Genomic DNA, 2,349 nt, shown 5'->3' on the forward strand with positions numbered 1-2,349 from the left:
GATATAATACGCAAAATTGTTTTTGATAGTATAGCTGATGAGATTTATTTAATCGTGGAATACGGGTTTGCTAAAAGATTATTAAATACAAAACGCTCATTGGCATTATTTTTAATGGCAGAAGTTGATATTTCTATATTAAGTATGGTTCCAAGAGAATATTTTCATCCTAAACCTAAAGTGAATAGCTCACTTATCAGATTAAATAGAAAAAAATCAAGAATATCACACAAAGATAAACAGAAGTATAATTATTTCGTTATGAAATGGGTTAACAAAGAATACAAGAAAATATTTACAAAAAATCAATTTAACAATTCCTTAAAACATGCAGGAATTGACGATTTAAACAATATTAGCTTTGAACAATTCTTATCTCTTTTCAATAGCTATAAATTATTTAATAAGTAAGTTAAGGGATGCATAAACTGCATCCCTTAACTTGTTTTTCGTGTACCTATTTTTTGTGAATCGATTATGTCTTTTGCGCATTCACTTCTTTTCTATATAAATATGAGCGAAGCGAATAAGCGTCGGAAAAGCAGCAAAAAGTTTCCTTTTTGCTGTTGGAGCATGGGGGTTCAGGGGGTGCAGTATCTGACGTCAATGCCGAGCGAAAGCGAGCCGAAGGGTAGCATTTACGTTAGATAACCCCCTGATATGCTCCGACGCTTTATATAGAAAAGAAGATTCAACTAGGTAAAATCTTAATATAGGTTGAGATGATAAGGTTTATAAGGAATTTGTTTGTTCTAATTTTTCACTCATTTTGTTCTAATTTCTTTTAACAAATGTTCTTTTTTTTTTAGAACAGTTATGATATAGTTAGAATAGTTTAAAATAAGGAGTGAGAAAAAGATGAAAGAAAGATATGGAACAGTCTATAAAGGCTCTCAGAGGCTCATAGACGAAGAAAGTGGAGAAGTCATAGAGGTAGACAAGTTATACCGTAAACAAACGTCTGGTAACTTCGTAAAGGCATATATAGTGCAATTAATAAGTATGTTAGATATGATTGGCGGAAAAAAACTTAAAATCGTTAACTATATCCTAGATAATGTCCACTTAAGTAACAATACAATGATAGCTACAACAAGAGAAATAGCAAAAGCTACAGGAACAAGTCTACAAACAGTAATAACAACACTTAAAATCTTAGAAGAAGGAAATATTATAAAAAGAAAAACTGGAGTATTAATGTTAAACCCTGAACTACTAATGAGAGGCGACGACCAAAAACAAAAATACCTCTTACTCGAATTTGGGAACTTTGAGCAAGAGGCAAATGAAAAACAAGAAAATGCATTATCTGATTATTATTCTTTCAAGGACTAGTATAACATAAAATCGTCTACAAATAGACAAAAAACCTGCACGCTTAATGTAGATCAAAAGCTTAACGCAAATGAAATAGATTGACCTCCCAATAACACCACGTAGTTATTGGGAGGTCAATCTATGAAATGCGATTAAGCTTTTTCTAATTCACATAAGCGTGCAGGTTTAAAGTACATAAAAAATATAATGAAAAAAAGCATCATTATACTAACGTTATACCAACATTATACTCTCATTATACTAATTGCTTATTCCAATTTCCTATTGGTTGGAACCAACAGGCGTTAGTGTGTTGTTGAGTTGGTACTTTCATGGGATTAATCCCATGAAACCCCCAACCAACTCGCCAAAGCTTTGGCTAACACACACGCCATTCCAACCAATAGTTTTCTCGGCATAAAGCCATGCTCTGACGCTTAAATGCACTAATGCCTTAAAAAAACATTAAAGTCTAACACACTAGACTTATTTACTTCGTAATTAAGTCGTTAAACCGTGTGCTCTACGACCAAAAGTATAAAACCTTTAAGAACTTTCTTTTTTCTTGTAAAAAAAGAAACTAGATAAATCTCTCATATCTTTTATTCAATAATCGCATCAGATTGCAGTATAAATTTAACGATCACTCATCATGTTCATATTTATCAGAGCTCGTGCTATAATTATACTAATTTTATAAGGAGGAAAAAATAAAGAGGGTTATAATGAACGAGAAAAATATAAAACACAGTCAAAACTTTATTACTTCAAAACATAATATAGATAAAATAATGACAAATATAAGATTAAATGAACATGATAATATCTTTGAAATCGGCTCAGGAAAAGGGCATTTTACCCTTGAATTAGTACAGAGGTGTAATTTCGTAACTGCCATTGAAATAGACCATAAATTATGCAAAACTACAGAAAATAAACTTGTTGATCACGATAATTTCCAAGTTTTAAACAAGGATATATTGCAGTTTAAATTTCCTAAAAACCAATCCTATAAAATATTTGGTAATATAA

Annotated in this window: 3 protein-coding genes; all 3 read left to right on the top strand. The window is 31.0% G+C overall.

Annotation, left to right across the window (positions count from 1 at the left end; genetic code table 11):
• Positions 1 to 411: rRNA adenine N-6-methyltransferase family protein (locus KA867_RS04685; RefSeq protein WP_031860011.1), on the top strand; the 411-nt coding region annotated here is incomplete at its 5' end.
• 447 nt (positions 412 to 858) lie between these two features.
• Entirely contained in the window at positions 859 to 1,335 is a 477-nt protein-coding gene (locus KA867_RS04690; RefSeq protein WP_000664727.1) for a replication/maintenance protein RepL, read from the top strand.
• A 707-nt stretch (positions 1,336 to 2,042) separates the two neighbouring features.
• Positions 2,043 to 2,349, top strand: a 307-nt coding sequence (locus tag KA867_RS04695; protein ID WP_001570861.1) for an rRNA adenine N-6-methyltransferase family protein, incomplete at its 3' end; no start/stop codon positions are given.

The organism is Staphylococcus sp. GDH8C109P (assembly GCF_017893405.1).
Lineage (GTDB): Bacteria > Bacillota > Bacilli > Staphylococcales > Staphylococcaceae > Staphylococcus > Staphylococcus cohnii.